The sequence below is a fragment of the Hungatella sp. L36 genome (assembly GCF_014288035.1).
In genome coordinates, this window is the sequence record NZ_JACOPC010000003.1 from 35,902 (window position 1) to 61,741 (window position 25,840).

The following is a 25,840-nucleotide window of genomic DNA, read 5'->3' on the forward strand; positions in this document are numbered from 1 at the left end:
AGTAACAGGAGGGGCGCTTCCCGAACGGTGCAGAACCGGCGGGCGGTGCCTCTTTCCTGCATTTACCATGGTGTGGTGGGGAGAGCGGCCTTCAAAAGATTGCTTTTTCCAATGCACTTTGTTATACTCAGAATAGTATACTTTTTAGTGAAAAAAGTAATTACAGATACTGTCCGGAAGGGAATTCCGGCGAAGGAGTGCGGATGATGAAACAAGCATCGGTCGTGAAAAGGTTCGGACTTTGGGCTGCGGTAAGCCTGGTGATCATGATAATGTCAGTGCTTTGTATCACCTCGATGGCTGCGGAGAGTCAGCCGCGTGTGCTTCGTGTAGCATTTTGTGAAGCGAAAGGAATAACGGAAAAAGATCCGGATGGAAGCCGTCATGGCCTGGTGATGGATTACCTCAATGAGATAGCCAAATACACCGGATGGGAGTACGAATATATTGATACAACTCCGGAGGTTATGCTCAAAGGCTTTGTTGAGGGAAAGTATGAACTGATGGGAGGCAATTATTATCTTCCTGGCCTGGAAGCGTATTATTCCTATCCAGATTATAATATTGGTTACAGCAAGTCGGTTATTTTTGCGCGCGAGAACGATGATTCTGTTCAGAGCTATAATCTAAGGTCCCTCAATGGAAAAACCATAGGAGTTTATGACCGCGCCGTTGAAAATATCCGCCGGTTAAAAGAATATCTGTCCATGAACGATCTGGACTGTACGCTGAAGTACTATTCCTACGAGCAGCTGGTGGACGGGAACCTCTATTCGTATTTACAGGAGGGAGAGGTAGATCTGCTGCTGGGAAACAGTGTGGAGCAGAAACAGGGGATTCGGGCGGTTGTTTCTTATGATTCACAGCCGTACTATATCGTGACGAATGTGGGAAATCAGGAGGTTCTGGACGGCCTTAATATGGCTATGGCAAAAATTGCAGATTCCAATCCTGATTTTGCATCAGAACGCTACGCCGCCAATTTCCTGAATGCATCATCTGTCGATATTCGTCTCACGAAAGAGGAAGAGGACTATATTCGGCAGAAGGGCAGCGTAACAGTGGCCATGCCGCATGATTTTCATCCGTTGACCTGCGAAGATCCGGATGATATGCATGATGGATTGACGTATGATATTTTAAAAGAGGTCACTGAGTTTACCGGGCTGGAGTTTAACTATGTTTCCACCGACTCTTATATTGAAGCAATGGATCTGGTGCGCCAGGGGAAGGCGGATATACTCGGATTTTATCTGGGGGACGAAGCGGATTCGCTGAATCAGAAGATGGTGCTTACGGCTCCGTTTGCCAGTATGAACAGTATTATCGTGCGCAACAAAGCGTCCGGCTTTCCGGAAAGTGAGCTTGTGGGGGCGGTGATTGAAGGAAGAGCGCTGCCAAAGAGCATACGGGCTGCCGAGGTGAAGAGCTATCGCAATATCAATGAGGCGTTAAAGGCGGTGAACCGTGGAGAGGCAGATTTTGCTTACGGTCTGGCCACGTACATGGAACATGAAATTCAGAAGAGTCATTTTGCCAACGTCGTACCTGTGACGCTGATTAATGACCGCATGGATATCTGTTTGGCAATGGCAAGACCGGCGGACCCGGAGCTGCTGACGATTATGAATAAGGCAATCAACAGCATACCCAGCGACAGAAGCGCAGAACTGCTGGATCACAATATGGTTTCCGCGGGTACGGGCGTGCTTTCCATAACAGAACTGATTTATGCCAATCCCATGATGTTTGTGGGGATTTTAACTGCGATTCTTCTGATTCTGGTTACTGTGGTTCTGTGGGTCAACCGTGTCCGTGTGAAGGCCGCAGTTATGCAGAGCGATTTAAAAAAGGCTGAGGCGGAGAGTCGGGCGAAGGGCGAGTTCCTCTCCCGCATGAGCCATGAACTCAGGACCCCTATGAACGCTGTGGTAGGTCTGGCGGATCTGGCCGGAATGACAGAGGGGGTGCCGGAGAATATACGGGAAATGCTTGTGAAGCTTCGGGCTTCTTCCCATTATCTGTTGGATCTGATCAATGATATTCTGGATATGAGCCGTCTGGACAGCGGGATGCTGACCATTGCCAGCGAGCCCTTCTCTCTGGAACGTATGCTGAATGAGCTGCGGACAATGATGGAGACAGACGCGAACAGGCGCGGCCTGAATTACCGGATTGAGACCGATATTTCTCACGGTGGAGTGACCGGTGATGTCATTCGTCTGAGACAGGTTCTGACGAATCTGCTTTCCAATGCGTTTAAATTTACCCCGGAGGGAGGCTCTGTGATTCTTCGGGTGACGGAGAAGCCGGGCCCCGGTGAGAATGCGGCCAGTGAGCATACAGTCGGTGAGAATGCGGTCGGTGAGCATACAGTCGGTGAGAATGCGGTCGATGAGCATACAGTCGGTGAGAATGCGGTCTATGAATTCCAGGTGATTGATACTGGAGTGGGCATTGATCTGAAAGACCAGACGCGTATTTTCGATACCTTTGAACAGGTGGGGACGAATTATGCCAAGAGCCAGGGAACCGGACTAGGGCTGCCGATCAGCCACAGTATTGTGCAGCTGATGGGTGGAGAACTGCGGGTGAAGAGCGAACCGGGCCGCGGCAGTGAATTTTACTTCACGCTTACGCTGCCTGTTGGCAGCCCTGTATACGATGGAGTGAGCGTGAACGAACGCCATGTCGGAGAAGAGCTGTTAAAGGAAGTCAGGATTCTGCTTGCGGAAGACAATGATTTAAACGCCGAGATCGCCATTCAGCTTCTGGAACTGAAGGGAGCGGTGGTGAGCCGGAGTGAAAACGGCAGGCTTGCGGTGGAGCGGTTTAAAGAGAGCGATCCGGGAGAATTCCAGGTGATTCTCATGGACATTCAGATGCCGGAGATGAACGGCCTGGAGGCGACGCGGGCCATACGGGCCATGGACAGGCCGGACGCGGCCGCCGTTCCCATCATAGCCATGACTGCAAATGTATTCAAAGAGGATGTGGACGCGGCAATGGAAGCCGGTATGAGTGGATTTGAAGGCAAGCCGTTGGATGTGGAACATCTCTATCTCCAGATTTGCCGGCTGCTGGGACTCGAGGCAGGCGGATTGAAGAGTGAATAGAAGAAAGAACTGAGGCTGGAAAAAAGTAAAATTAACCCCCCGTTATGGAATGTTGAATTCCCAAACGGGGGTTTGTTGATTGGATCGTTAGACGGCCTCCCCTCTTTACGGACGGGATTTTCCATCTATTTGGCGGAAATTCCGCTTTCTTTCTGCATCTTCTTGTAAAAGAACAGCAGATGGTTCATGTGAGCCGTGCTTCTCTGGAAACCGCCGCTTCGGTTTCTGGCTGTCCAGAGAGAGTAATGAATCTTCAGTATTTCGTCCAGGTCATCGAAGAGAACCGCCATCTCCCGGGAAAATGCTTCCGGATCGTCCCGGAGTGCGGTCATCGTATGATACAGATGCAGTCCATGGCGAACCATACGCAGGCCATTTGTCATCTCTGCGCGAATCAGTGCGGCATCGGCGCAGGAAAGGGAAATTTCGGAAATTTCCGTCTCCACCCGGTCCAAATACTCTTTCATAGCTGCAAAGTCCATTCGAATAGCCGGTTCTCTCGGCGGAATGGAGTTTGTCCGCGCAATGTTGGCGGAAAGTGTCAGGAGGCGCTCCATCTTTGCATCAAATTCTTCTATGGATTCAAAGGTGTATTTGCTGGACATGACTGCGAAGGCCAGCGTCGTGTTGTACAGCGGTGCATGTTCCAGATGGTAATAATTGCCCAGATCCCAGGCGGCCTGGAAGGCGTTTTCAGCGGGGCTCTCATAGATGAAACGGTTGCAGAACCAGGCCGTTAAATCGGAATCACTTTCAGGTCCGCTCCAGGAGCAGGCGGCGGTATAGGCGAATCCAGGATAGCTGGCGCTCAAGTACTGCCAGTGGCCGAGATCGCCCCAGTCGGTCGTGATAATGCCGCGCCCGCCATATTGGATGGCACAGGAGGCTGCATCCCGGATATTTTTCGCCATATTGTCGGAACGGCCTGTTAAGGAACCCCAGGAGCTGGTTCCGGGGCAGAGGCAGTAGTTTAAGCCGGTTTTCTGCATCAGTTTGGCGTGGTCTTCAAAATGGGCGTCGCCCTCATAGATCCAGTCTAACAGGGTAGCGTCCTTTGGAAAACGGGATACACAGTCCGGGTGGTGCAGAATCTCATCGCCCCACATGAGCATCTTCCTGCCCTGCGAGGTGCAGTAATCATGAAGCTTTTCCACATACTCAAAGTACAGGTTTCTGCGGCCTTCTTTTTCTGCGGCCTCCTTATTCTTTCCCATGCCCAGTTCAAAGGGCTCATCCATGTTGACATTGATGTAGTTGGAGACGGAGGCATCCATCAGCGTGCCCAGGAGCATTTCCGCCAGTTCAAAGCTTCGGCTGTCGCGGACATCCAGGGTCATCGGCGGCCGCCAGAAGAGATTTTCAAAGATATAGCCGTCCTCGCATTCAGCCAGGCTTCGAAACTGCGGTTTCTCCAGCCATTTCTCCATGTGTCCCAGAACATTCTGATTAGGGACGAGATCGATAAAATGTGCCCTGGCATACAGGGAGAGTTCCCGGAATTCCGCTGGAGTCATGGGCGTTTCATTGGTGAAGAGGTAGTGGAAATCCTCGTAATCGAAGCTGAATCCCTCCATATACATCTGAAGATGGTTGATTCTCATGGCGGCAAATAAATCGATCAGCCCCCGAAGTGTCTCCATGGAAGGAATCTTGTCACGGCCAATATCCAGCATGATACCCCGGACAGAAAGGGCAGGCTCATCTGCAATCTCTGCACATGGAAGGGCACCGTCTGCCTGGGCAGCCAGCTGAACCAGCACACCCAGTGCGTAGAAGAATCCGGCGCCGTCCCCACAGGAGATCCGTATACCGGAAGGCGCGATGTTCAGTTGAAAGCCTTCCGGTGCACACGATACGTACTCGGCTGTCAGCGTGATCCCTTCCGGCGAAAAGCCACCTGGAAATACAGCAGCCAGAAGCGTGGATGGATCGAAGCCGGCAGCCCGGCAGGATTCCTCAATCTCAGGCGCTGTTGTCACAGTGCCGTAGCTGGTGCAGGATAGTGTATTGTGATAAAACGTGCAATGTTTTGGTGATGGGAAAATTCGGTACATTGTAAATACCTCCTAACATTTATCTAGGTGAGAGACGGATAACGGCAGCGGGAACCAGTTTACGGAAAAAAGCGGGGAGGACGGATCTCTGCCATAGAACGAGGCCGGAGAAAACAGGAGGTCCACCGCTTCCACATCGCTCAAACAGAGATCCGGCGTGCCGCAGCATGGTTCTATGGTGATAACTCCGGAAGAGACTGCTATGGCTAATGTGGGCCTGCCGCCGATTTTCAGTGCGAGACGGCCGTCAGTTAAGGGCTCTGTCTCCGATTTGATGGAGAGGAAGAATCGAATCGCGTCGCTGTAGTTGAAAATTCGGTAATTATCTTCTTCCCGCACCGAAAAACGCTCATAGAAACCGGACACTCCCCGGATTCGTTCCCTATCATAGGAAGGGACCGCCAGCGTAAATGATTCGCAGCCGTGGAGCGCGGACCATGCTTTCAGAGTCGGGAAAAGCAGTGTTTCATCCGATAGAACCAGCTCGTAGACATGGTCCTTTGTACCGCAGATGTAACCGGCTGCGGGCGCTGTGGGCTGTGCGGATTTTTGCGGATCCGAGGAACTTGTTGTCTCTGGGATTTTTTGGAGAACCGGGGAATCTGCCGAGTTCACAGTTTTTTCCAGCTCCACTGCGTACAGGTCACTGCCCCAGCTGGTGCAGATATCAAAGAAATCCTGGACGGAGCGGACTGTATGAACGGGAAGCTCGGAATACATGCGGCTCAGTTCCCCGATCCGTTCGGTATCCCCGGCCGCGACCGGGCGCAGTGTGAGCGGAGTATCAGGATAACGGGCCGCACAGTGGCGGAAGTTATCCTCATTGAAACGGTATTCCAGATAGTGGCCGCCGGGCTCGTAGCCGTAATACTGGTAGCGGTGGCGTCTGCCGTCCAGAATGCTTAAGGTGATACCCTGGCGTTCCATATCTTCGGCAGCCATAGCCATCAGCTGCTTCATATAGCCTTTTCCGCGGCTGTAAGGATGTACGGAGACGCTGCCCACGGTGGCGCAGGTGATCGTATGGCCGCTATGCTCCAGGGTGATGGGGAGAACGCAGACGACGGCGCTTATTTTGCCGTCCTCTTTTGCCAGATAGTGGCACCATTCAGTCTGGCGGTCCGCACCGTAAAGTTTGGGTAAGAGAGTCCGGAAGTTATGAGGGGCCCGGTGCATGCTGAATACCATGTTGATAAAGTCCAGAATCTCCGGAAGCTCTCCCGGCTGGCCCTTGCAATAGACGGTCATGAGGCAAATCTCCTTTCTGTTTCAAAACGCATTCTGCACATCTGTAATGCCTTAACGCAATCACTATCCCACAGAATGCCAGAGCAGCATGGAAGCTGTTATCCTGCTGCTGTTGTCAGGTTACACCAAAAGAATAAAATATTCCTAAAAGTATGAAAAAAGCATAAAAACAGATTAAAATTTAGATACCATCCATGTTAGCACAATTTGGGATGTAACACAATATAAAAGTAAAAAAATCAAAAATATTGGGAATGTTCCATAAGATAGAGCGGATAAATACGGCATATTGACTATATTGACAGAAACTCAAGAAACGTGTACGATTAATAAAAATATTAAAAAAAGTATGAAAAAGGAGATGCAATATGTCAAAGATTGTATTTATCCCTTTGGACGAGCGGCCCTGCAATTACATTTATCCGGACTATATCGGGAGGATGAGCGGGCTGGAACTGAGTATGCCTCCGAAGGAGATTCTGGGAGACTTTAAAAAGGAGGCTGACGTGGAGGCTGTCTGGGAATGGACGAAAGGACAGGTAAAAGGAGCTTCCCATCTTGTGGTATCCATGGATATGCTGCTATACGGAGGGATCGTGCCGTCGAGGCTCCATCACCTGCCGCAGGCGGTCTGTGCCGAACGGCTGGAGCGTTTAAAGGAGATCAAGAAGCTGGAGCCTGGGATTCAGATATACGTTTTTCAACTGATTACCCGGGCGCCGGCCAGGGATGGCAGCGGGGAAGAACCGGATTATTATGAGGATTATGGCTACCGCATTTTCCGTTACGGCGTGATCCGGGATAAGGAGTCGGTGAAGGCGGCGGCTCCGGAGGAGCTGGAAGAACTGGAGACCATCTGCCGGGAAGTGCCGGAGGAATACTTAAACGATTTCTTAGAGCGCCGCCGCATCAATTTTAACAACCATATCCGTTCCATCGAACTGGTGGAGGAGGGCGTTATCGACTATATGATTATACCTCTGGACGACTGCCGGGAGTACGGTTACGCTCCCTCTGAACGGAAAAAACTCAGCTCCGTCATGGCAAAGAAAAATCTGCTTTCCCGTATTGCCATGTATCCGGGGGCGGATGAGATCGGCTGTACGCTGCTTGCCCGGGCGGTCAATGGACAGAGCGGTCTGACGCCTGCCGTTTACGTCGATTACTCCTCCCTGCGCGGAAAGACACAGATTCCATCGTATGAGGACCGCAGTATCGGTGAGACGGTTTTGTCCCACTTGCTGGCAGCCGGATGCGGCGAGGCGGAGACATCTGCGGAGGCAGATTTCGTGCTGGCGGTCAATCCGCCTACACCGTTCAGCTTAAAGCTGGAAAAGGAAATCCTTACCGACGACATTATTCTGGAGAGTGAGCGGAACCTGCCCGCATTTCTTGCAAGAATCAGGAGATACAGGGAAAGAGGGCTGGCGGTGGGAATTGCCGACTGTGCGATTCCCAATGGGGCCGACCGGGCGCTGATGCAGTTTCTATACGAGCAGGACATGCTGAAGGAGCTGGCTGCCTACGGCGGATGGAACACCTCATCCAACACCCTTGGAACGGTGCTGTCCCATCTGTGCGCATGGAACGCGGCGGAGAAGCTGGGGCGCTTATCGGAGGCGGTGCGGGAAGCGTCCGAAGAATTCCTGTTCTTCCGGTATCTGGAGGACTGGGGCTATATGGCGGAGGTGCGCAGAGACGTGACCGATCATCTGATGGATATCGATCCGGCTCTGAACCGTCTCGATTTAAAGGATAAGGAACCGGTCGTTCGTGAGATTGTGAAGAAGCGGCTGGAGGAGTTCCAGGCGAAGTACTTTCCGCAGGAACCGTACCGGTTTGACCTCTGGATGCCATGGAACCGGATGTTTGAGGTTGAGATTCAAATATATTATGTATAATTGATATGAAAAGAAGATGCGGTATTTAAGGGAGAGCTGCCCTGGCAGCCAAATCGCAAAAATACGCATCTTCCATCATTTATTTCAACCGAATATAGCAGGTTGCTTTTCCTGCGCCTTCACGTTTTAATTCACCGGACTTTACCAGCTTTCGCAAAGAACCCTCAATGGAACTGATGCTTAGGGACGGGCACAGCTCCCGGATATCCTGCTTATTAAATCTTCCGATTTTGTTTTGAGCTGCTTTTCTTACCATGTCAATCGCAGGTAATTTGGTCTCAACAATGGAAAATCTATCTTCAAAATCCTTATATGCCGCCAGTATAGTACCAAGCAAGTATTTAATGAATGGAATGGTATCCTCGCAGCCTTCGTGCCATCCAGCCTGTGATCGGCTAAGGGCGTCATAATAAAGGTCTTTCGCCTGTGCAATTTTAGACTCCAGTGAGATGTACTTTCCAACATAAAAACCATTTCGGTATAAAAGCAGTGTCGTGAGTAAGCGGCTCATTCGGCCATTTCCCTCATTGAAGGGATGGATGCATAAAAAGTCATGAATAAATACCGGTATTGCAATCAAGGGCTCAACTTCCATGTTTCCGATGACTCGATTATATTCTTCGCAAATTCTATCAAGGGCTTCCGGCGTTTCGAAGGGAGCAAGTGGAGTAAATAAAATTTCTGTGTGTCCATCCGGGTAGGCAGCACTGATATAGTTTTGAACATTTTTTGTCTGTCCGGCAATCGGGTTATTCATGTGGCTGTACATGATTTTGTGCATCTGCAGAATGTAGTTTCTGGAAATCGGAATAACGTCAAAACTCTCATGAATGACATTCAGGACAGCCCGAGGCGCGGTTTGATTTTTTTGCGGTAGTAGATTCCCATACAGACCGCGGCGGTTCCCCAGGTAACGGGATAGCCGAGATACAGTGTGTAGATGGATGGGAAGAGGGGGATCATGATGGTCAGCCACAGGATTCTGAGTCCGCATAAGTTCAGGATAGACAGAAGCATGGTGCTGAACGTATCCCCTGCGCCTCTGGCGGTTCCGATCAGGATCTGGCACGTAATCAGCAGAATATAACCCGGTCCGAGAACCTGCCCCATCATGCCTCCGAAATGGACGACCTCCGGGTCGGAGGTGAAGAGCCTAAGCGGGCCCGCGCTGAAGAAGCAGAGCAGGATTCCCATGACGACTGCGTAGAGGTTGCCGAGCCACAGAAAGCTTTTAAAGCCCTTCTTCACACGGTTGAACTTCCTGGCCCCCATGTTCTGAGCGATGTAGGTGGTCGTGGTCAGGGACAGGCAGTTGGCCGGGAGCAGAGCAAAGCTGTCTACCTTCCCGTAAATGTTGCTGCCAGCCATGGCCAGGGAACCGAAGCCGTTCAAATAGCTCTGTACAATGACATTGGACAGGGAGGTGATGGCGGTCTGAAGCCCGGTGGGAATGCCGAATTTTAATATCTTTACCAGCATGGCCTGGTCGGAACGTATCTGTGAAGGAACCAGACGGTATATGTCATCGGTATGAGTCAGCTTCCATAACACACAGACAGCCGAGACCAGCTGGGCGATTAAAGTGGCCAGCGCAACCCCCAGCACGGCCATGTGGAAGACGGTGACGAAGAGTATGTCCAGCACCACGTTGACCACAGAGGAGAGGCAGAGATAGTAGAGCGGGTGCTTCGTATCTCCTGTCGCCTGCAGCGTACCGGCTCCCATATTGTAAAGGATATTGAACAGTGCCCCGAGGAAATAGACGCGCAGATAGAGCGCCGCGTCGGGAATGACCTCGGATGGGGTGTTCATGGCGGTTAAAATAAGGGGGGAGAGAAGACAGCCTGCGATAGAAACCAGAATTCCTCCCAGGATACAGAACCAGAAGGACGTATGGACGGCTGAGTGAAGACGGGTGCCATCCCCTGCGCCGTAATACTGTGCGATGATGATTCCCGCACCGGTGGTCAGGCCGATGATGAAACCGATGAACAGATTGATAATCTGGGCGCTGGCGCCGATGGCGGCCAGCGCACCGCTGCCTACGAAATTGCCTACGATAAAGGAATCCGTGGTGTTGTAAAGCTGCTGGAACAGGTTCCCGATGATGAGGGGGCCTGTAAACAGCAGAATCGACCGGGTGATGGGCCCTTCAGTCAGTGAAGTTGATGAGCGCTCCTTCATAATGCTGTCTCCCGCGTGTCGTGTCAGGTCTGGTCGCTGTCAGAAGAATCGGACTGGCTGCGGCTGATTTCGAGGTAATTATAAAAGGTGAATTTGCTGATTCCCAAAAGTTCGCAGATCTGTTCCCCAGATTTTGTGATGAGGAAAGCGCCCTTCTGGTCGAGAAAACGGATAAATTCGATCTTCTCGTTTTTGTTCATCTCCAGGGCAGGCTTTCCGACCTGTTCCTGTCCCATCTGAATCAGATGGCTGAGAAGATTGTTCACGTCGGGAGCGAAAATCTCCTCGTCGTTGGATGTAAAGTTATCAAATTGGTTGAACTGGCGTAAATAGCCTTCAAACTGAAGCGTCTCCGTGATATCCAGATTCACACAGATCGATCCGATGACGTCTCCCTGATCATTTTTAAGATAAATGGATGAGGAGCGCAGGATCTTTCCATCCTGTGTGGTGGTAACGTAGTTAAAACGGTCCCCATCCAGCACGGTGCCGCGAAGGACCTCCAGTCCTAAGTTGCTTCCGCAGCCGCCTATGGAACGGTGCGTAATGTCTCCGTTGCGGATATCGACAATGGTATGGTTGTAATCCTTCGTGAGATCGTGGAGCACGACTTCACATTTGGTTCCAAAGTGCTGTTCCACTAATGTGAGGAGCTGCTGAAGTACTGGCATAATTTCATCAAGGGTTTTCATCGTATCACCTCTCAAATATGAAAAAAAATAAGAATATAGTTCCAAATACTGTTTATAAACTCAGTATATCATATTAAAAGTTTTTAAACAATAGAAAAATCAGAAAAAAAGTATGAAGGTTACGCCGAAACCTAATGCTGCAGATGTGTTCCGCAGCTTTCACCGATAATCAGTTCCGGAGGGAAGGTGATGCGTGCGTTTTCGGTGGAGCCCTGGACGGCCTGGATCAGGGTGCGGACGACCATCTGTCCCCAGCGGCGGCTGTGGTGATGGATGCTGGTGAGGCGGGGGATCGTATAGTCGGCGAAGTAGAAACGGTCACAGCTGATGAGGGCTACGTCGCGCGGGACTGAGAGGCCGTGGTCGGCAAATGCGCGGATGGCGCCGAGGGCCACATTGTCGTTCATGGTGATCACGGCGGTAAATGGCGCATTTCTGGATATAAGGGCCTCGGCGGCCTGGTATCCATCCGGGAGATAATAGTCGGAGAGGGATATCAAATCCTCACGTACCTCGCGGCCTGATGCAGCGGCAGCTTTTTTGTATGATTCCAGACGGGTCTCTGTAATGGTGACGCCGGGCTGGCCTCCGACGAAGGCGATATCTTTATGTCCCAGCGAGGAGAGATAGTTGTAGGCAGTCGTGACGCCGCTTCCGTTCTCTGAGTCAATAAAGATGCAGCCGGCGCCGGGAATCTCGCGGCCTGCCGCCACGACGGGGAGCGAGGCTGAAAGCTTGTTCAGTGCCTCTTTATAGGCAGGACTGATTTCGGCCATGTCCAGCTGTCCGCCGATGATCAGAATTCCATCCACCTTTTTATCCATCATCATACGGAAATATCCTGTCTCGTCGATCGGGGCATCTCCATGGTGAAAACGGGTGTTGCACAGATAGACGGAGTATCCCTCCTCAGCGGCGCATCTCTGGACTTCCTGAAAAATGGTCGCAAAATATGGATTGGTGATATCCGGCAAAATGACACCCAGCGTCATGGTTCTCTTCGATATTAACCCGCGTGCGAGCGCGTTGGGCGTAAAATCATATTTTCTGACGACTGCTTCGATCCGGGCTTTTTTATCAGCAGAGACCGGCACTTTGCCATTTAAAAAACGGGAGACGGTGGCGACCGAGACGCCACTTTCCTGGGCGATCTGGGTAATTGTAATCGTTGATTTCATAAACTGCCCCTCCTAAAGATCTGGCGGATTCCCACGAATAAAGAACCGGGGGTCTTCCCAGTATATCACGAACGAAATGAAATTGCAATGAAACCCTTTTCACAAAAATACGGGATTAAATTTATGAAATATCACGAATTGACAAGCGGATAACCGGATGGTATTGTAAAAATATGAAAACCTTTTCATAAATTTCAAGCGTAAAAAGGGAGTAAAGGGAATGAATACGTATCTGGGAATTGATTATGGAGGAACGAAGCTTATCATCGGAGAAGTCCGGGAGGACGGCGAGCTTCTGCGCTACAGGAGATATCCGACCGGGCTGACCGGACAGGAGGAAATAGCGGCTCATCTGCTACAGTGTCTCGATAACTATGTGGCAGAGGAAGCCCCGGGGGACAGAGTCCGGGGAGCAGGAATCGGCATTGTAGGGATCAGCGATTACAGAAATGGGATCTGGCATTCCGTGAATCATGAAGAAGGAATTCCAATTCCTTTGGCGCAAATGGTTGCTGATCGGCTGGGAGTGCCGGCGGGAATCGATAACGATGTCAGGAGTGCGGCGACGGCGGAGCTTCTGTGGGGCGAGGGAAAGAACTGTTCTGATTTTATCTACGTGAATGCGGGAACGGGGCTGGCTGCCGGATTCGTGATTGACGGAAAGGTGCTGCATGGGGCCCACTGTGATGCCGGGGAAATCGGCCATATGGTTGTGGATTACAGGAGCAGCAGAGAGTGTGTCTGTGGACGAAGGGGCTGCTGTGAACTCACAGCTTCCGGAATCGGAATCCACAAGATGGTCGAAGAGAGGCAGGGGGAGGCCCCTGCGGAACTTCTGGAGCTGGGACTGAACGGGAGATATCCGGCGGCGGCCGTATTCCGGCTGGCCCGGGAGGGCGATGACTTCTGCCTTTCCATTGCGGAGGAAGCCGCTGCGGTGCTCAGCTGTACCATTATGAATCTGGTGCGCATGTCAGATCCCGATATGGTGGTGGCCGGAGGCGGCCTGATGTCAGATCCGTGGTTTTTCCGGCGCGTGGAAAATCTCCTGGAGAAAGTGACCATGCGCCACGTATCAAAAGGATTCCGGGTATCCGGCTTCGAGGCGGCATTTTCCGGTGTAATCGGTGCGGCGGCCGTAGGGTGCCTGAAGGCGGAATAGTTGGAAGAAAGGGAACGAATAAACAGCATTTAATAACAGGAGAATAAATCATGAAGATAACCATTGCAGAAAATGAAAAACAATTTGACGAAATCGCTGCCTGGAGAATCATCGGGCAGATTCTGGAGAAGAAGAATTCCGTAATCGGCCTTTCCACAGGGCAGACGACTACAAATATGCACAGAATTGTCAGCGAGCTGTATGAGCTCCATCCCTTTGACGTCTCGGAAGCCGTGTTCTTTAACGTAGATGAACTGACGAATCTACCGCGGAGCTATGCGGGCAGCTGCTATGCCATGATACGCACCCAGCTGCTGGACCATTTAGGCGTGCCGGATGAGCGCTTTTTGATGCCGCTCACAGAGAGTGATGATTTTGAGCTGGAGAGCAGAAAATTCGAGGACAGTATCAGAAAACACGGCGGTGCGGATCTGCAGATACTGGGAATCGGCTGGAATGGCCATATCGGGATCAATCAGCCGGGAACACCGTTTGGCAGCGATACCTGGGTGTCTCCCATGGACGAGATTTTCGAGGCAAGGGTGAGAAGAGAGACGGGAGTGCCCGACGGGCACGAGCTGGGCGGCCTGACACTGGGGATCAGGACGATCATGCAGAGCAGGCGGATTATTCTGGCGGCAAAGGGAGCACACAAGGCGGAGATTATAAGACAGGCCCTGCAAGGACCTGTGACTGAAGCGGTACCGGCCTCCATTCTGCAGCTGCATCCGAACTGCGAGGTGCTTCTGGATCGTGAGGCAGCCAGTACTGTACTAGTACAGCGCTGCATAAATTCCTAAGTAATAGCACCCGCTATCTACGCCAGGAGCACGCCTGCGAAGCTAGCCGTAGGGTCCACTACGCCGTCGCTTCGCAGACGCACACCTGACGCAGATATCAGGCGCTATTACTTAGTTATTTATGCAATGCTGTACTAGCTTTATAGACGTTACCAGCCTTTTAAGCTTGACAGGAATATAAATCCCGGTCTCCCGGCGGAATGCGGAGTGATGACAGAAAGGACGGAATATGCAGATAAATACAGAGTTTCAGCAGGAACTGATGGAGAGCGGTTACATTCACAGACCGCTGCCTCTCCACGAGGAGGCATCTCTGGAACAGACGGAGAGAGAAAAAAAGGTGACGGCGAGGCGAACCGTTTGGAGCGGAGACGGGGAGGGCTGCTGCGGCAATCCTGTGTCTATGGAACGCGGAACGGTGGAAACTGTCCGGATAGAAGAGGAAAATGTGCTGGCCATGGAGGCCCCTCTCCTGTGCCAGTGCTGGCCAGAAGGGATGCCGCAGGATGGGGACTGCGCATATTACGGCCATATTCATGCGGCATTTCCGGTGAAGGAGGCGGACTGGACGTCGTTTCACCGCGTACGCGCCCTGATCAGGCCGGAGTGCGACGGATCGAGAACGGTCAGTCTCTCCATGTATCTGGAAAATGACGGAGAACTCAAAGTACCGGACCGGTACCGCCGACGGGGTTTTCACATGATGAACTTAAATAACCACCAGTGGAACGACTGTATCTGGGAGTTCCCGTCTCTGCCCCGGGACTGCGTGAGCGGATTTGGGTTCCGCTACCGGATCAATGGCCGGGATACCGCCAGCGGCGAGAACGCCGTCTTCTATGTAAAGGAAATCTGGCTGGAGACCGTGGAAAATCCGGGAAAGGAAAGCGGATGGCTCCCGGAGTCAAATCGATTCTGCTATTCCACCTGCGGCTATGAGCCAGGTGCGTCTAAGAAGGCGGTGCTGGCAGCGGGGGCGGATACGGATACATTTACAATTGAGGACCGAAAGGGACAGGTTTGCCTGGAGAAACGTCTGGAAAATGTGGCCTGGAGGGGAGAAAACTTCCAAATCGCGGACTTTTCAGAGCTGACGCAGGAGGGGGAATACCGAATCTGTGCAGGCGGCATGGCAGGAGAATGGTTTCCGATAAGGGACGGTGTTCTGGAGGACGTAACGTGGAAAGGAATAAACTTCCTGTTCTGTGAGCGGTGCGGTTATCCGGTTCCGGGCAAGCATGGCCTCTGCCATATGGACACATACGCGGAGCATAAAGGCCTGAAGCTTCCCTACTGCGGCGGCTGGCACGACGCGGGCGACATGTCCCAGCAGACGGTCCAGACCGCGGAGACTGTAGAGAGCCTTCTGGAGCTCGCTGCTGAGCGAAGAGAGAGCACGCTGCTCTGTCAGAGACTGATGGAAGAGGCCCTGTGGGGACTTGAATTCATCTTCCGGACGAGATTCGGAGACGGCTACCGGGCCACCAGCCTCGGTCTGATCCGGTGGACCGATGGAAAAATAGGCAATGACGATGACGCTTCCAATGTGCGGGTCCATAACCACGCCCTCGAGAATTTTATCTGCGCCGGAGTCTTTGCGTTGGCAGCCGAGTGTCTGGGCGATTACGACCGGGAGCTGGCCTGGCGGTGTGCGGGGGCAGCGGAGGAGGACTTCCGATTTGCGCAGGAACGCTACCAGACCCATGGCATGGAACTGCCGCTTCCGTGGGAACACACATACTCTTCCTCTGCGGCGCTTTATTACGGAGAGATCGTGACCGCCGCCGCCAGAATCTGGAAAGTGACGGAGAAGGAGGAGTACGCGGAGGCAGCGGCAGAGTATGGAAGGAAACTTCTGGACTGCCAGGAAAAGGATTCCTCGAAGACAGGAATGCGCGGCTTCTTCTACAGGGACGAGACCCATCAGGATATCATCCACTACAATCACCAGGCCAGGGAACACGTTCCGGCCACGGCACTTGTACTGCTGTGCCGCGTGCTGGAAAACCATCCCGACAAGATCTTGTGGGAAGAGGGAATTCGTCTGTACGGAAAATATTTAAAGGATCTGCTGGGGCATGCCTCCCCCTATGAAATGCTTCCGGCCGGACTCTATTCGGAGACAGCGGAGGATCCTGATATTTTCCGCCTGCTTCATTTGCAGGCGGATTATGAGACAGAGAAAGATAATCACACGCTTCAGGTAAAAGCGGGAACCCGAGTGAAACCGGGCTATGGAGTGCGCCAGTTCCCGGTATGGTTTTCCTTTCGGGGAAATACGGCGGTGATGCTGTCCGCGGCAAAAGGCGCGGCTGCTGTGGGCGGATATCTAAAGGATACATTTCTGATGAAAGCCGCGGCCTCCCAGACGGACTGGCTGTTCGGCAAAAATCCGTTCGGACGCTCTCTTATGTACGGTGCAGGCAGAGGATATCAGCAGCTTTTCTCCACATTTCCGGGTACCTGTGTGGGACAGCTGCCTGTGGGAATTGAGACGGACGGCAATTCCGATATCCCGTACTGGCCCGGCGGCAACCAGTCTACCTACAAAGAAGTCTGGGTCACGTCAGTTGCCAAATTGTTTGGAATAATTGCGGAAATATATAAAAACCAGACATAAAGTATGAAAAAGCAAACTAAAAAACATATAAAAAAAGAGAGGGAATTAAAAAAAGTAAGCGGTTAATTAAAAAAAGTGATAAAAAAGCCGAAAAAAAAGAAAAAAAATACTTGAAAACTAACAAAAAGTATGATATTCTAAAATCACCAAAAGAAAAAATGATTTAAAAAAGCATAAAAAAAGTTTGAATAATATGACGAATATTAATAACTGCTTTTATGCAAAGAGAAGGAGGAGAATTATATGAAGAAGAGATTTATGTCCTGCCTGCTGGCGACTGCTATGGTGATTACCTCACTGACAGCGTGCGGAGGCGGAAAGAGCACCACAACTGACACCACTGCGGCTGCAGGCGGAGACGCAAAAGAGACAACAGCCGGAGAGGCAGCGGGGGATACAAAGGCAGAGAGTGGTGACAGAAAGAAAGTTGTTTTCTGGTATTCCCATACAGGTGATGAGGCTACCTGTTTTGAGAATGCGATTAAGGCTTATAACGAGAGCCAGGATAAGTACTTTGTAGAGGGTTTGAGCGTATCCGATAAGCAGAAGATCATTGTTTCCATTTCCGGCAATGAGGCGCCTGACGTTATCGAGGTATCCAACCAGGATGTTCTTTCCTACGCCACCAACGGTCTGGTAGAGTCCATCTCCGATCTGGCAGCGGCTGATAATTACGATCTGCCGGGCGTATTTTCAAACCAATCCCTGGAAGCCAACACTCTTGATGGCACCGTATACGGCGCCCCGCTGGCATCCATGATTATTCAGATGTTCTATAATAAGGACATTCTTGAGGAGATCGGCTACACAGAGCCTCCGAAGACCATGGAAGAGCTGTATGAGATGGCGGTAAAGGCCACTGAGGTTGACGATAAGGGAACCATTACAAGACTCGGCTATCCGTTATTCCCGCTGGCAAGTGCAAGACAGGAACTGATCTACGCATTCGGCGGAAAGTGGTGGTCAGATGACGGATTAACCTTAACACCGGATGATCCGGCGATCCTCGACAGTCTTAAGATGAACATCGACTTCAGAAGCCAGTACGGAATTGAGAAGGTTCAGGAATTCGTAGCAACCGCCAACACCAACCGTTATACAGAGAACGACATGTTCTTCGCCGGAAAGCAGTTATTCCGTTTTGACGGAACCTGGATGGCAGCCATGATGAAGAACTTCAACTCCGACGTAAACTACGGCGTAGCGCTGATCCCTGGAACCGAAGCACATCCGGAGATCGCAGGAACCAGCCGTTATGAGACCAACTCCTTAAGCATTCCGGTCGTAGCGAATGAAAAAGAGGGAGCATGGGATTTCGTTAAGTACTTCACAAACTCTGAGGCAACAAAAGAACTGTTAATCGGTATGGCAAACCTGCCGACACAGCTTGCATTATATGATGATCCGGATATTCTGGCACAGCCGAACTTCGATATGTTTATTGAAGCACTTAAGACAGAAAACGGCATCCAGTATGCGAAGATTGAAGATCTTGCAAAATATACTTCCTTAATTGAAGAGTATCTTGACTATGCTTACAACGGTATGCAGACGCCGGAGGAGGCCATGAAGGGCCTTGCCGACCAGGCAAAGATGCTTCAGTAACCGATAGCTCAGCGGGTCACCGTGACAATCAGAATATCATTACTGTTTACCCTGTGAGCGGTAACGAATATCACATATGATGCCGCAGCACATATGTGATATTCGTATTTATTCAGCTATACGGCTGAATGGGTACTGATATCCGGATCGTTTTTGCGATCGCACACATCAGAAAGGAGTAGTCCAATGTCAAAACCGACTGCCAAGAAAATGAGCAAATCAGAACGGCGGGACAATATCAATGGATTTCTGTTCGCACTTCCATGGATTATTGGATTCGTATGTTTCAGCCTGATACCGCTGCTCACCTCGTTTTACTACAGCTTCACGTCCTTTAACCCGGTGAAGCCGCCGGAATGGATCGGCCTTGAGAACTTCCAGTATATTTTCCAGGACCCGCTGGTTTTCAAGAGTCTGAGAAATACTCTGTTCATGGCCTTTGTATCCACTCCCATCAACTTATTCATTGCAATGCTCCTTGCTTCCTTATTAAATAGTAAGTTTAAGGGCAGAGGTGTGGCGAGAACCATTTTCTTCATGCCTTCCATTATCCCGATGGTTGCGGCTACCATGGTATGGATCTGGATGTTCGACCCTACATACGGCTATATCAACCGTGTCCTGGAGATGATCGGCATCAACGGGCCGTCCTGGCTGGTTAATCCGGCCTACACGAAGTGGGCGCTGGTATTAATGGGTACCTGGTGTACCGGTACGACCATGCTGATCTGCCTTGCGGCGCTTCAGGATGTGCCGAACAGCTATTATGAAGCTGCCGAGATCGACGGAGCTAATGCTTTTGACAAGTTTTTCCGGATTACGATGCCGTGTGTGGCGCCGGTTCTGGTTTATCAGGGAATTTTGAATATCATCAACTCGTTCCAGTATTTTACACAGGTATATGTTATTATTAATGCAAGCTCCGGCGGCGGCGCCAGCAATGCCAGCGGCGGGCCGGCTAACTCGATCTTAATGTATCCTCTGTATCTGTTTAATACGGCTTTCTCCTATATGAAGATGGGGCGGGCTTCTGCGATGGCATGGCTGTTGTTTGTCATTGTATTTGTACTGACGCTGGTAATGACCAGGATCACGAAGAAGGTATCCGAGAATGGCGTAGGGGGTGAATAAGGATGAAAAACAATAGCGCGTATTATAAAAAACGTTTAAAACCGATTCCGAAGTATGTACTTGTCATCGTGCTGAGTCTCGTCTTCTTTTCACCATTTTTAATCATGGTGACGACGGCCCTTAAGACAAACGCGGACGCCTTTCAGCTGCCGGTCAGACTGTTCCCGAGAGAGATCATCTGGAACAATTTCCCGGAGGCCATGGCGAAGATTCCTTATGTCAGATATATGATGAACACCATTTTCATCACGCTGCTTTCCGTAGTGGGACAGATGGTAGCTACCCCGCTGGTAGCCTACTCTCTTGCCAAGATCAAATGGAAAGGAGCCCCCATCATATCCGCTCTGATTATGGGAACGATGATGATCCCCTATACGGTAACCATGATCCCGTTATATAAGATCTGGTCTAAACTGGGCTTCACCAATACATATGTACCGCTGATTCTGCCGACATTCTTTGGCAGCCCGTTCTACATCATTATTATGAGACAGTTTTTTGCGGGTCTCCCCAACTCCTTAATGGAGGCGGCGAAGATTGACGGAGCAGGCGAATTCAAACGCTACATCGCCATTGCACTTCCGCTTTCAAGACCTGCGCTGACAACCGTCGGTATCTATGCGTTTATCAATGCCTGGTCCGATTACCTGGCACCGCTCATTTATATCAACAAGACAGAAAAACTGACGCTGTCCTTAGGTCTTCAGGGTTTCCTAAACCAGTACTCGGTTGACTGGACGCACCTTATGGCGGCAGCAACTATTTTCGTAATTCCGGTCGTGATCTTCTTCCTGTTCTTCCAGAGGAACTTCGTAGAAGGTATTGCTACGTCCGGTATCAAAGGCTAACAGGAGCAGATTATGGAACATCGAATTACACTGAATGGCACCTGGAACTGGTGCGATATGGAATCGAAGGAATGGCATAAGGGATCTGTACCGGGAACTGTTTTGACCGATATGATGGATGGCGGTCTCATCGAAGATCCCTATTGGCGGACGAATGAGTATGAGACACGGGAGCTTTCCCGCAGCGATTACCGATATGAAAGAGAGTTTGAAGTGCCGGAAAGCTTTTTCCGGGAAGAAGAACAGTGCCTTGTGTTCGAGGGACTTGATACAATCGCAGACATTTATTTGAACGATGAACTGCTCCTCGCGGTAAATGATATGCACCGCACCTGGAGAATTGATGTAAAGGGAAAGTTAAAGGCTGTAAACCGGCTGGCTGTTGCGTTCCATTCCCCCACCGCCTTTATCGAAAAGGCGGACCGGGAGGGAGATATCTTTTATGCTTCTACCGGCTGCATGAAAGGAAACGGAGCGCTCAGAAAGGCCCATTATATGTTTGGATGGGATTGGGGCCCTCAGCTTCCCGATGCCGGAATCTTCAGAAGTGTCTATCTGTCCGGCTTTTCCATCGCCCGTCTCGATGATGTGAGAATCCGCCAGGAACACGGAGCCGGCGGGGTGAAGCTGTCGGTTGAAAGCAGTGTAAGGAAGCTCAGCGAAAGTGACACGGCTGGAAGCGGTATGCTTGCATGTAAAATCACAGCACCGGACGGAACCGTACTTACCGTGGAAAAAGAGGTCGGCATAAATGAAACCATCGAAGCCCTTATCGAAGCCCCGCAGCTGTGGTGGCCGAACGGATACGGCGCGCAGCCGCTGTACACGGTCCGTGTGGAGTTAAGGATGTCGGATTCTGTTCTCGATGTGTGGGAGAGAACGATTGGTTTAAGGACCGTTACGGTCTGCACCGATGCGGATGAGTGGGGGAACCAGTTTGCCTTTGTGGTCAATGGCCAGAAGATATTTGCCATGGGTGCCAACTACATACCGGAAGACAATCTCCTCGGCCATTTGAGTGAGGAACGCAGTGAGCGGCTGATCCGTGACTGCGCCAGGGCTAATTTTAACTGCATCCGGATCTGGGGAGGCGGTTACTATCCGGAGGATTACGTATATGACGCCTGTGACCGTTACGGAATTCTGGTCTGGCAGGACTTAATGTTCGCCTGCAATGTCTATGATTTAAACGATGAATTTGAAGCTAATATTCTGGCTGAGACGGCCGATAATGTGAAACGAATCCGCCACCATGCATGCCTCGGCCTATGGTGCGGCAATAACGAGATGGAATGGGGCTGGCGTGACTGGGGCCGTCTGGAGGGACACAGACCGAAATACAAGGCGGATTACACGAAGATTTTTGAGATGCTTCTGCCCCGTCTGGTAAAACAGGTGGATGACCAGACGTATTACTGGCTGTCTTCTCCATCGTCAGGCGGTTCATTCGATGATCCCAATGATTTCAACCGGGGAGACAACCATTACTGGGAAGTATGGCATTCAAACAAACCATTTACGGAGTACCGGGATTTTTATTTCCGGTTCTGCTCGGAGTTTGGCTTCCAGTCATTCCCCGGAAAGAAGACACTGGATAGTTTCAGCCTTCCGGAGGACCAGAACATCTTCAGCGAGGTCATGGAATCTCATCAGAAGAACGGCCTTGCAAATACCAAGATCTTCTCCTATATTTCCGGCTACTATAAGTATCCGAAGGATATGGAGAGTATTGCCTATATTTCCCAGATTCTCCAGCTGAAGGCGATTCAGTACGGCGTGGAGCACTGGAGAAGGAACTGGGGCCGGTGCATGGGTTCCATCTACTGGCAGCTTAATGACTGCTGGCCGGTGGCTTCCTGGGCCAGCATCGATTACTATGGCCGCTGGAAAGCGCTGCATTACGGAGCAAAACGGTTCTATGCCCGTTTCATGGCTACTGCCTGTGAGAAGGAAGAACTGAGTACAGAGATTGACTATTACATTCATAATGAATCCTTTGAGGAGAGGAAGGCCGTATTAAGGGTCCGCCTCATCGACCGGGATTTCCATACACTGTATGAGACGGAAACAGAAATCACGGCGGCGGCCTTCGAAGTGAAGAACGTGCTTCCCATGGACTTCGCCCCCTTCCTGGCAGAGGCCGGGATGAAAAAGAGGGCGGTGGCGGAATACAGTCTGATCGAGGATGGCTGTATAGTAAGCCGCGGAACCACGCTGTTCGTGAAGCCGAAATACTTTGATTTCAAGACTCCGGAGTACCGGGTTTCTGTGACAGAGAAGGCGGATGGATTCTGTATTCACGCAGAAGCTGATACGTATGTGAGTTATGCGGAACTGAGCCTGGATGAGTATGATGTGGTATTGGAAGACAATTTCTTCGATATAACATCGGAAGAAGGCGTGGATATAACTGTGGATAAAAAGGAATTCCCGAACCAGGTAACGGCGGAGGAAGTGGCGGCTGCACTTCACATCAGGAGTGTGGCAGACAGTTTTTAAAGGGAGGAAGAACGTATGCAGAAAGAATTACTGGATCAGTTGGAGACACCCTGCATTGTCATTGATATGGCCAGGACGGAGGAGAATGTGATCCGGATGCAGGCGGAAGCCGATGCGGCCGGATGCAGGCTGAGACCGCATATCAAGACGCACAAGATGCCGCTTTTTACCAGAATGCAGCTGGCTCACGGGGCCGCCGGCATCACCTGTGCGAAGGTCTCCGAGGCGGAGGTCATGGCAGATGGGGGAGCGGAGGACATTTTTATCGCTTACCCCATGGTGGGTAATTTCCGGATAAAAAGAGCCATCGCACTGGCCGGGCGTTTAAAACGCCTGATTCTGGCGGTGGACAGCATGGAATGCGCGGTGCCGCTTAATGAGGCGGCAAAGGCCGCCGGCATTACCCTGGAGGTCCGGCTGGAAGTGGACACCGGAGCGAAGAGGACCGGCGTCCAGAGAACAAAGGCCGCCGAGCTGGCGAAGGAAGTCCATCAGCTTTCCAATTTGAATCTGACTGGTATTTATACCTTTAAGAGTCTGGTTTATCACGATGAGCCCACCGAGGATAAGGTCATCGCGGGAGCCGAGGAAGGCGATATGATGGAGGCTATAGCGGAAGAGATCAGGAAGGCCGGCGTTCCCATTGCCGAGATCAGCGCAGGCTCCACACCTACGGGCGTGGAGGTTGCGAAGACGGGAAAGGTGGATGAGATTCGCCCGGGCACCTATATTTTTAAGGACCACATGCTGTGCAAGGAGGGGGCGGCTGAGCCGGAGGACATTGCTGTCCGGATCTACGCCACAGTGGTCAGTACGCCATGCAGGGAGTATGCGGTGATCGACGGCGGCACGAAGACATTTCCCATGGATATTCTTCTCGATACGGCTCCCTATTATTACCCCGGATACGCACTGGTTGCCGGAAATGATGATCTTCAGCTTCGCCGTATGAATGAGGAACACGGAATTATTACCAGCAAAAAGGGAGACACCGGACTGAAGGTCGGCGACAAGGTGGAACTGATTCCGATTCACGTCTGCACCGCCATCAATATGCAGAATAAAGTTTATCTCTATGACGGGGAGACGCTGCGTCAGGAAGTGGTGGCCGCGAGAGGAATGCTGGTATGAGAACACTGATAAAAAATGGACTGGTCTATGATGGAAGCGGCGGTACGCCTTTCCGGAAAGATGTGCTTATAAAGGATGGATTCATCGAGGCGGTGACAGAGAGCGCGGAAGCGTACGGGATGGAAATGACCAGGGCGGAGGCAAGCGGAGCGGAAGCGGCCGCAGCGGAAGTCATGGACGCGTCGGGGCTTGTCGTGACGCCGGGCTTTATCGATACCCACAGACACTGTGATATCGATGCCCTGTATAATCCAGAATTCGGCAGACTGGAGATGGCTCAGGGCCTTACGACGGTCATTGGAGGAAACTGTGGTCTGGCGCCGATTCCGGCACCGAAACAGTACCGCCGGGATATTTATGATTTTATCGAGCCGTGTCTCGGTATTGCGCCTGAGGAGATGGCCATCGAACGGTTTGGCGATTATCTGGAGGAACTGGGGAAACGGGAGCTTCCGCTTCATGTGGGCAGCTTGCTTGCGACCGGGACGTTGAAGGCGGCGATCAAGGGATATGGGAAAGGTCCGTTTACCAGACAGGAGATGGACCAGGCGAAAGCCTATATCCGTGAAGGGCTTGAGGCTGGGGCTGCGGGCCTTTCCATGGGCATTATGTACCAGCCGGAATGCTATTCCGCCCGGGCCGAGATGCAGGAGCTGATTAGCGCAGCCGCACCGTTCGGACGCCCTTTGTCCTGTCACATTCGAGGTGAGGGGGATAACCTGGTCTCTTCTGTGAAGGAGATTATCGAGGTCACAAAGGAAGCCGGGGTCCCCTTGAATATCAGCCATTTCAAGGCAACCGGAGTGAAAAACTGGGGCAAAGAGATCTATCAGGCGATCGAACTGATTGACGCGGCCAGAGCGGCCGGCCAGGATGTGACTGTGGATTTCTATCCCTACTGCGGCGGTTCCACCACGCTGATCAGCCTTCTGCCTCCTTCCGTGATGGAAGACAGCGTGGAGCTGACCTTAAAGAAGCTTAAGACAGAAAGCGGAAAGGAAGAACTGAGGCGGGAGATCTACCGGGAGCATACAGGCTGGGACAACATGGTGACCGCCATAGGCTGGGAGCGTATTCTTCTTAGCTCCGTTACGAAGGAGGCGAACCGCAGGTTCACAGGAAAGAATTTCCGGGAAGCCGCATCCCAGGCCGGATACGAAGAGCCGGCTGATTTCTGCAGCGACCTGCTGGCAGAGGAACAGGGAAAGGTGGGAATCATCGTTCTCTCCATGTCCCAGGAGGATGTGGATACGGTAGCCCGGCTTCCATACTCCATGGTAATTTCGGATTCCCTGTACGGCGTGAGCGACTGTCCGCATCCCAGACTTTACGGTTCCTTCCCGAAAATTATCCGGGAATACGTCAGAGAACGCGGCGTTCTGACAATGGAGGAAGCAGTTAAAAAGATGACGCTTCTGCCTGCGAAGAGGCTTTCCCTCGATGGCCGGGGTATGATAAAAGAAGGTTACCATGCGGATCTTAACGTGTTTGACCCTGCAAAAGTAAGGGATTACGCGGTTTACGAAAATCCGAAACAGCTGTGCAGCGGATTTCAGATGATTATGGTAGATGGAACGGTTGCCGTTTCAAACGATAGGATATTGAAAAGAAACTGCGGCAGTGTTATAAAATTATAGGTAATGACTCAGCCGTGCATCTTCTTGTTTTCGA

General features: G+C 51.4%; 16 protein-coding genes and 1 pseudogene. 11 read left to right on the forward strand and 6 right to left on the reverse strand.

Annotated features, from left to right (window positions below):
- The first annotated feature begins 203 nt into the window (after positions 1–203).
- On the forward strand, positions 204–3,116 hold the full coding sequence (locus H8S80_RS08995; protein ID WP_117630599.1) for an ATP-binding protein: 2,913 nt from the start codon (positions 204–206) through the stop codon (positions 3,114–3,116).
- Positions 3,117–3,241: 125 nt separating this feature from the next.
- Here the strand turns inward: H8S80_RS08995 and H8S80_RS09000 are convergent, their stop codons facing one another.
- A complete protein-coding gene (locus H8S80_RS09000; protein WP_117630600.1) occupies positions 3,242–5,170 on the reverse strand; it encodes a family 20 glycosylhydrolase in 1,929 nt (642 codons plus the stop codon).
- 12 nt (positions 5,171–5,182) lie between these two features.
- Positions 5,183–6,418, reverse strand: coding sequence for a GNAT family N-acetyltransferase (locus H8S80_RS09005; RefSeq protein WP_117630601.1), 1,236 nt, complete (start codon positions 6,416–6,418; stop codon positions 5,183–5,185).
- A 368-nt stretch (positions 6,419–6,786) separates the two neighbouring features.
- On the opposite strand from H8S80_RS09005, the gene H8S80_RS09010 reads away from it, so the two are divergent.
- Positions 6,787–8,319 (forward strand): DUF4127 family protein, encoded by a 1,533-nt coding sequence (locus H8S80_RS09010; protein WP_117630602.1) that lies wholly within the window; start codon positions 6,787–6,789, stop codon positions 8,317–8,319.
- Between the two features lie 79 nt (positions 8,320–8,398).
- Here H8S80_RS09010 and H8S80_RS09015 read toward each other — a convergent pair.
- The 4 genes and pseudogenes from H8S80_RS09015 to H8S80_RS09030 form a co-directional block, all read right to left on the reverse strand.
- Positions 8,399–9,169: pseudogene (locus H8S80_RS09015) on the reverse strand (Fic family protein); the annotation flags it as partial.
- A complete protein-coding gene (locus tag H8S80_RS09020; RefSeq protein WP_117630603.1) occupies positions 9,157–10,503 on the reverse strand; it encodes an MATE family efflux transporter in 1,347 nt (448 codons plus the stop codon). The pseudogene H8S80_RS09015 and the gene H8S80_RS09020, both read right to left, overlap by 13 nt.
- 23 nt (positions 10,504–10,526) lie before the next feature.
- Entirely contained in the window at positions 10,527–11,195 is a 669-nt protein-coding gene (locus H8S80_RS09025; RefSeq protein ID WP_002604864.1) for a helix-turn-helix transcriptional regulator, read from the reverse strand.
- 131 nt (positions 11,196–11,326) lie between these two features.
- On the reverse strand, positions 11,327–12,373 hold the full coding sequence (locus H8S80_RS09030; RefSeq protein ID WP_002604863.1) for a LacI family DNA-binding transcriptional regulator: 1,047 nt from the start codon (positions 12,371–12,373) through the stop codon (positions 11,327–11,329).
- Positions 12,374–12,593: 220 nt separating this feature from the next.
- On the opposite strand from H8S80_RS09030, the gene H8S80_RS09035 reads away from it, so the two are divergent.
- The 9 genes from H8S80_RS09035 to H8S80_RS09075 all read left to right on the forward strand — a co-directional run bounded on the left by H8S80_RS09035 (position 12,594) and on the right by H8S80_RS09075 (position 25,806).
- Positions 12,594–13,535 (forward strand): ROK family protein, encoded by a 942-nt coding sequence (locus H8S80_RS09035; RefSeq protein WP_117630604.1) that lies wholly within the window; start codon positions 12,594–12,596, stop codon positions 13,533–13,535.
- Between the two features lie 50 nt (positions 13,536–13,585).
- A complete protein-coding gene (locus H8S80_RS09040) occupies positions 13,586–14,335 on the forward strand; it encodes a 6-phosphogluconolactonase (RefSeq protein WP_002604861.1) in 750 nt (249 codons plus the stop codon).
- A 229-nt stretch (positions 14,336–14,564) separates the two neighbouring features.
- Positions 14,565–16,955 carry a glycoside hydrolase family 9 protein gene (locus H8S80_RS09045; protein WP_117630605.1) on the forward strand — a complete coding sequence of 797 codons (2,391 nt, stop codon included), beginning with the start codon at positions 14,565–14,567 and terminating at the stop codon, positions 16,953–16,955.
- A gap of 243 nt (positions 16,956–17,198) precedes the next feature.
- A complete protein-coding gene (locus H8S80_RS09050; protein ID WP_117630606.1) occupies positions 17,199–18,560 on the forward strand; it encodes an ABC transporter substrate-binding protein in 1,362 nt (453 codons plus the stop codon).
- A 186-nt stretch (positions 18,561–18,746) separates the two neighbouring features.
- Positions 18,747–19,691 carry a carbohydrate ABC transporter permease gene (locus H8S80_RS09055; RefSeq protein ID WP_002604858.1) on the forward strand — a complete coding sequence of 315 codons (945 nt, stop codon included), beginning with the start codon at positions 18,747–18,749 and terminating at the stop codon, positions 19,689–19,691.
- Between the two features lie 2 nt (positions 19,692–19,693).
- Positions 19,694–20,539: a carbohydrate ABC transporter permease gene (locus H8S80_RS09060; protein ID WP_029467223.1), complete on the forward strand. Its 846-nt coding sequence runs from the start codon at positions 19,694–19,696 to the stop codon at positions 20,537–20,539.
- 12 nt (positions 20,540–20,551) lie between these two features.
- Positions 20,552–23,038, forward strand: a complete 2,487-nt coding sequence (locus H8S80_RS09065; RefSeq protein ID WP_117630607.1) for a beta-mannosidase — start codon at positions 20,552–20,554, stop codon at positions 23,036–23,038.
- A gap of 15 nt (positions 23,039–23,053) precedes the next feature.
- On the forward strand, positions 23,054–24,169 hold the full coding sequence (locus H8S80_RS09070; protein ID WP_117630608.1) for an alanine racemase: 1,116 nt from the start codon (positions 23,054–23,056) through the stop codon (positions 24,167–24,169).
- Positions 24,166–25,806, forward strand: a complete 1,641-nt coding sequence (locus tag H8S80_RS09075; protein WP_117630609.1) for an N-acyl-D-amino-acid deacylase family protein — start codon at positions 24,166–24,168, stop codon at positions 25,804–25,806. Before H8S80_RS09070 ends, H8S80_RS09075 begins: the two co-directional genes overlap by 4 nt.
- Positions 25,807–25,840 lie beyond the last annotated feature (34 nt).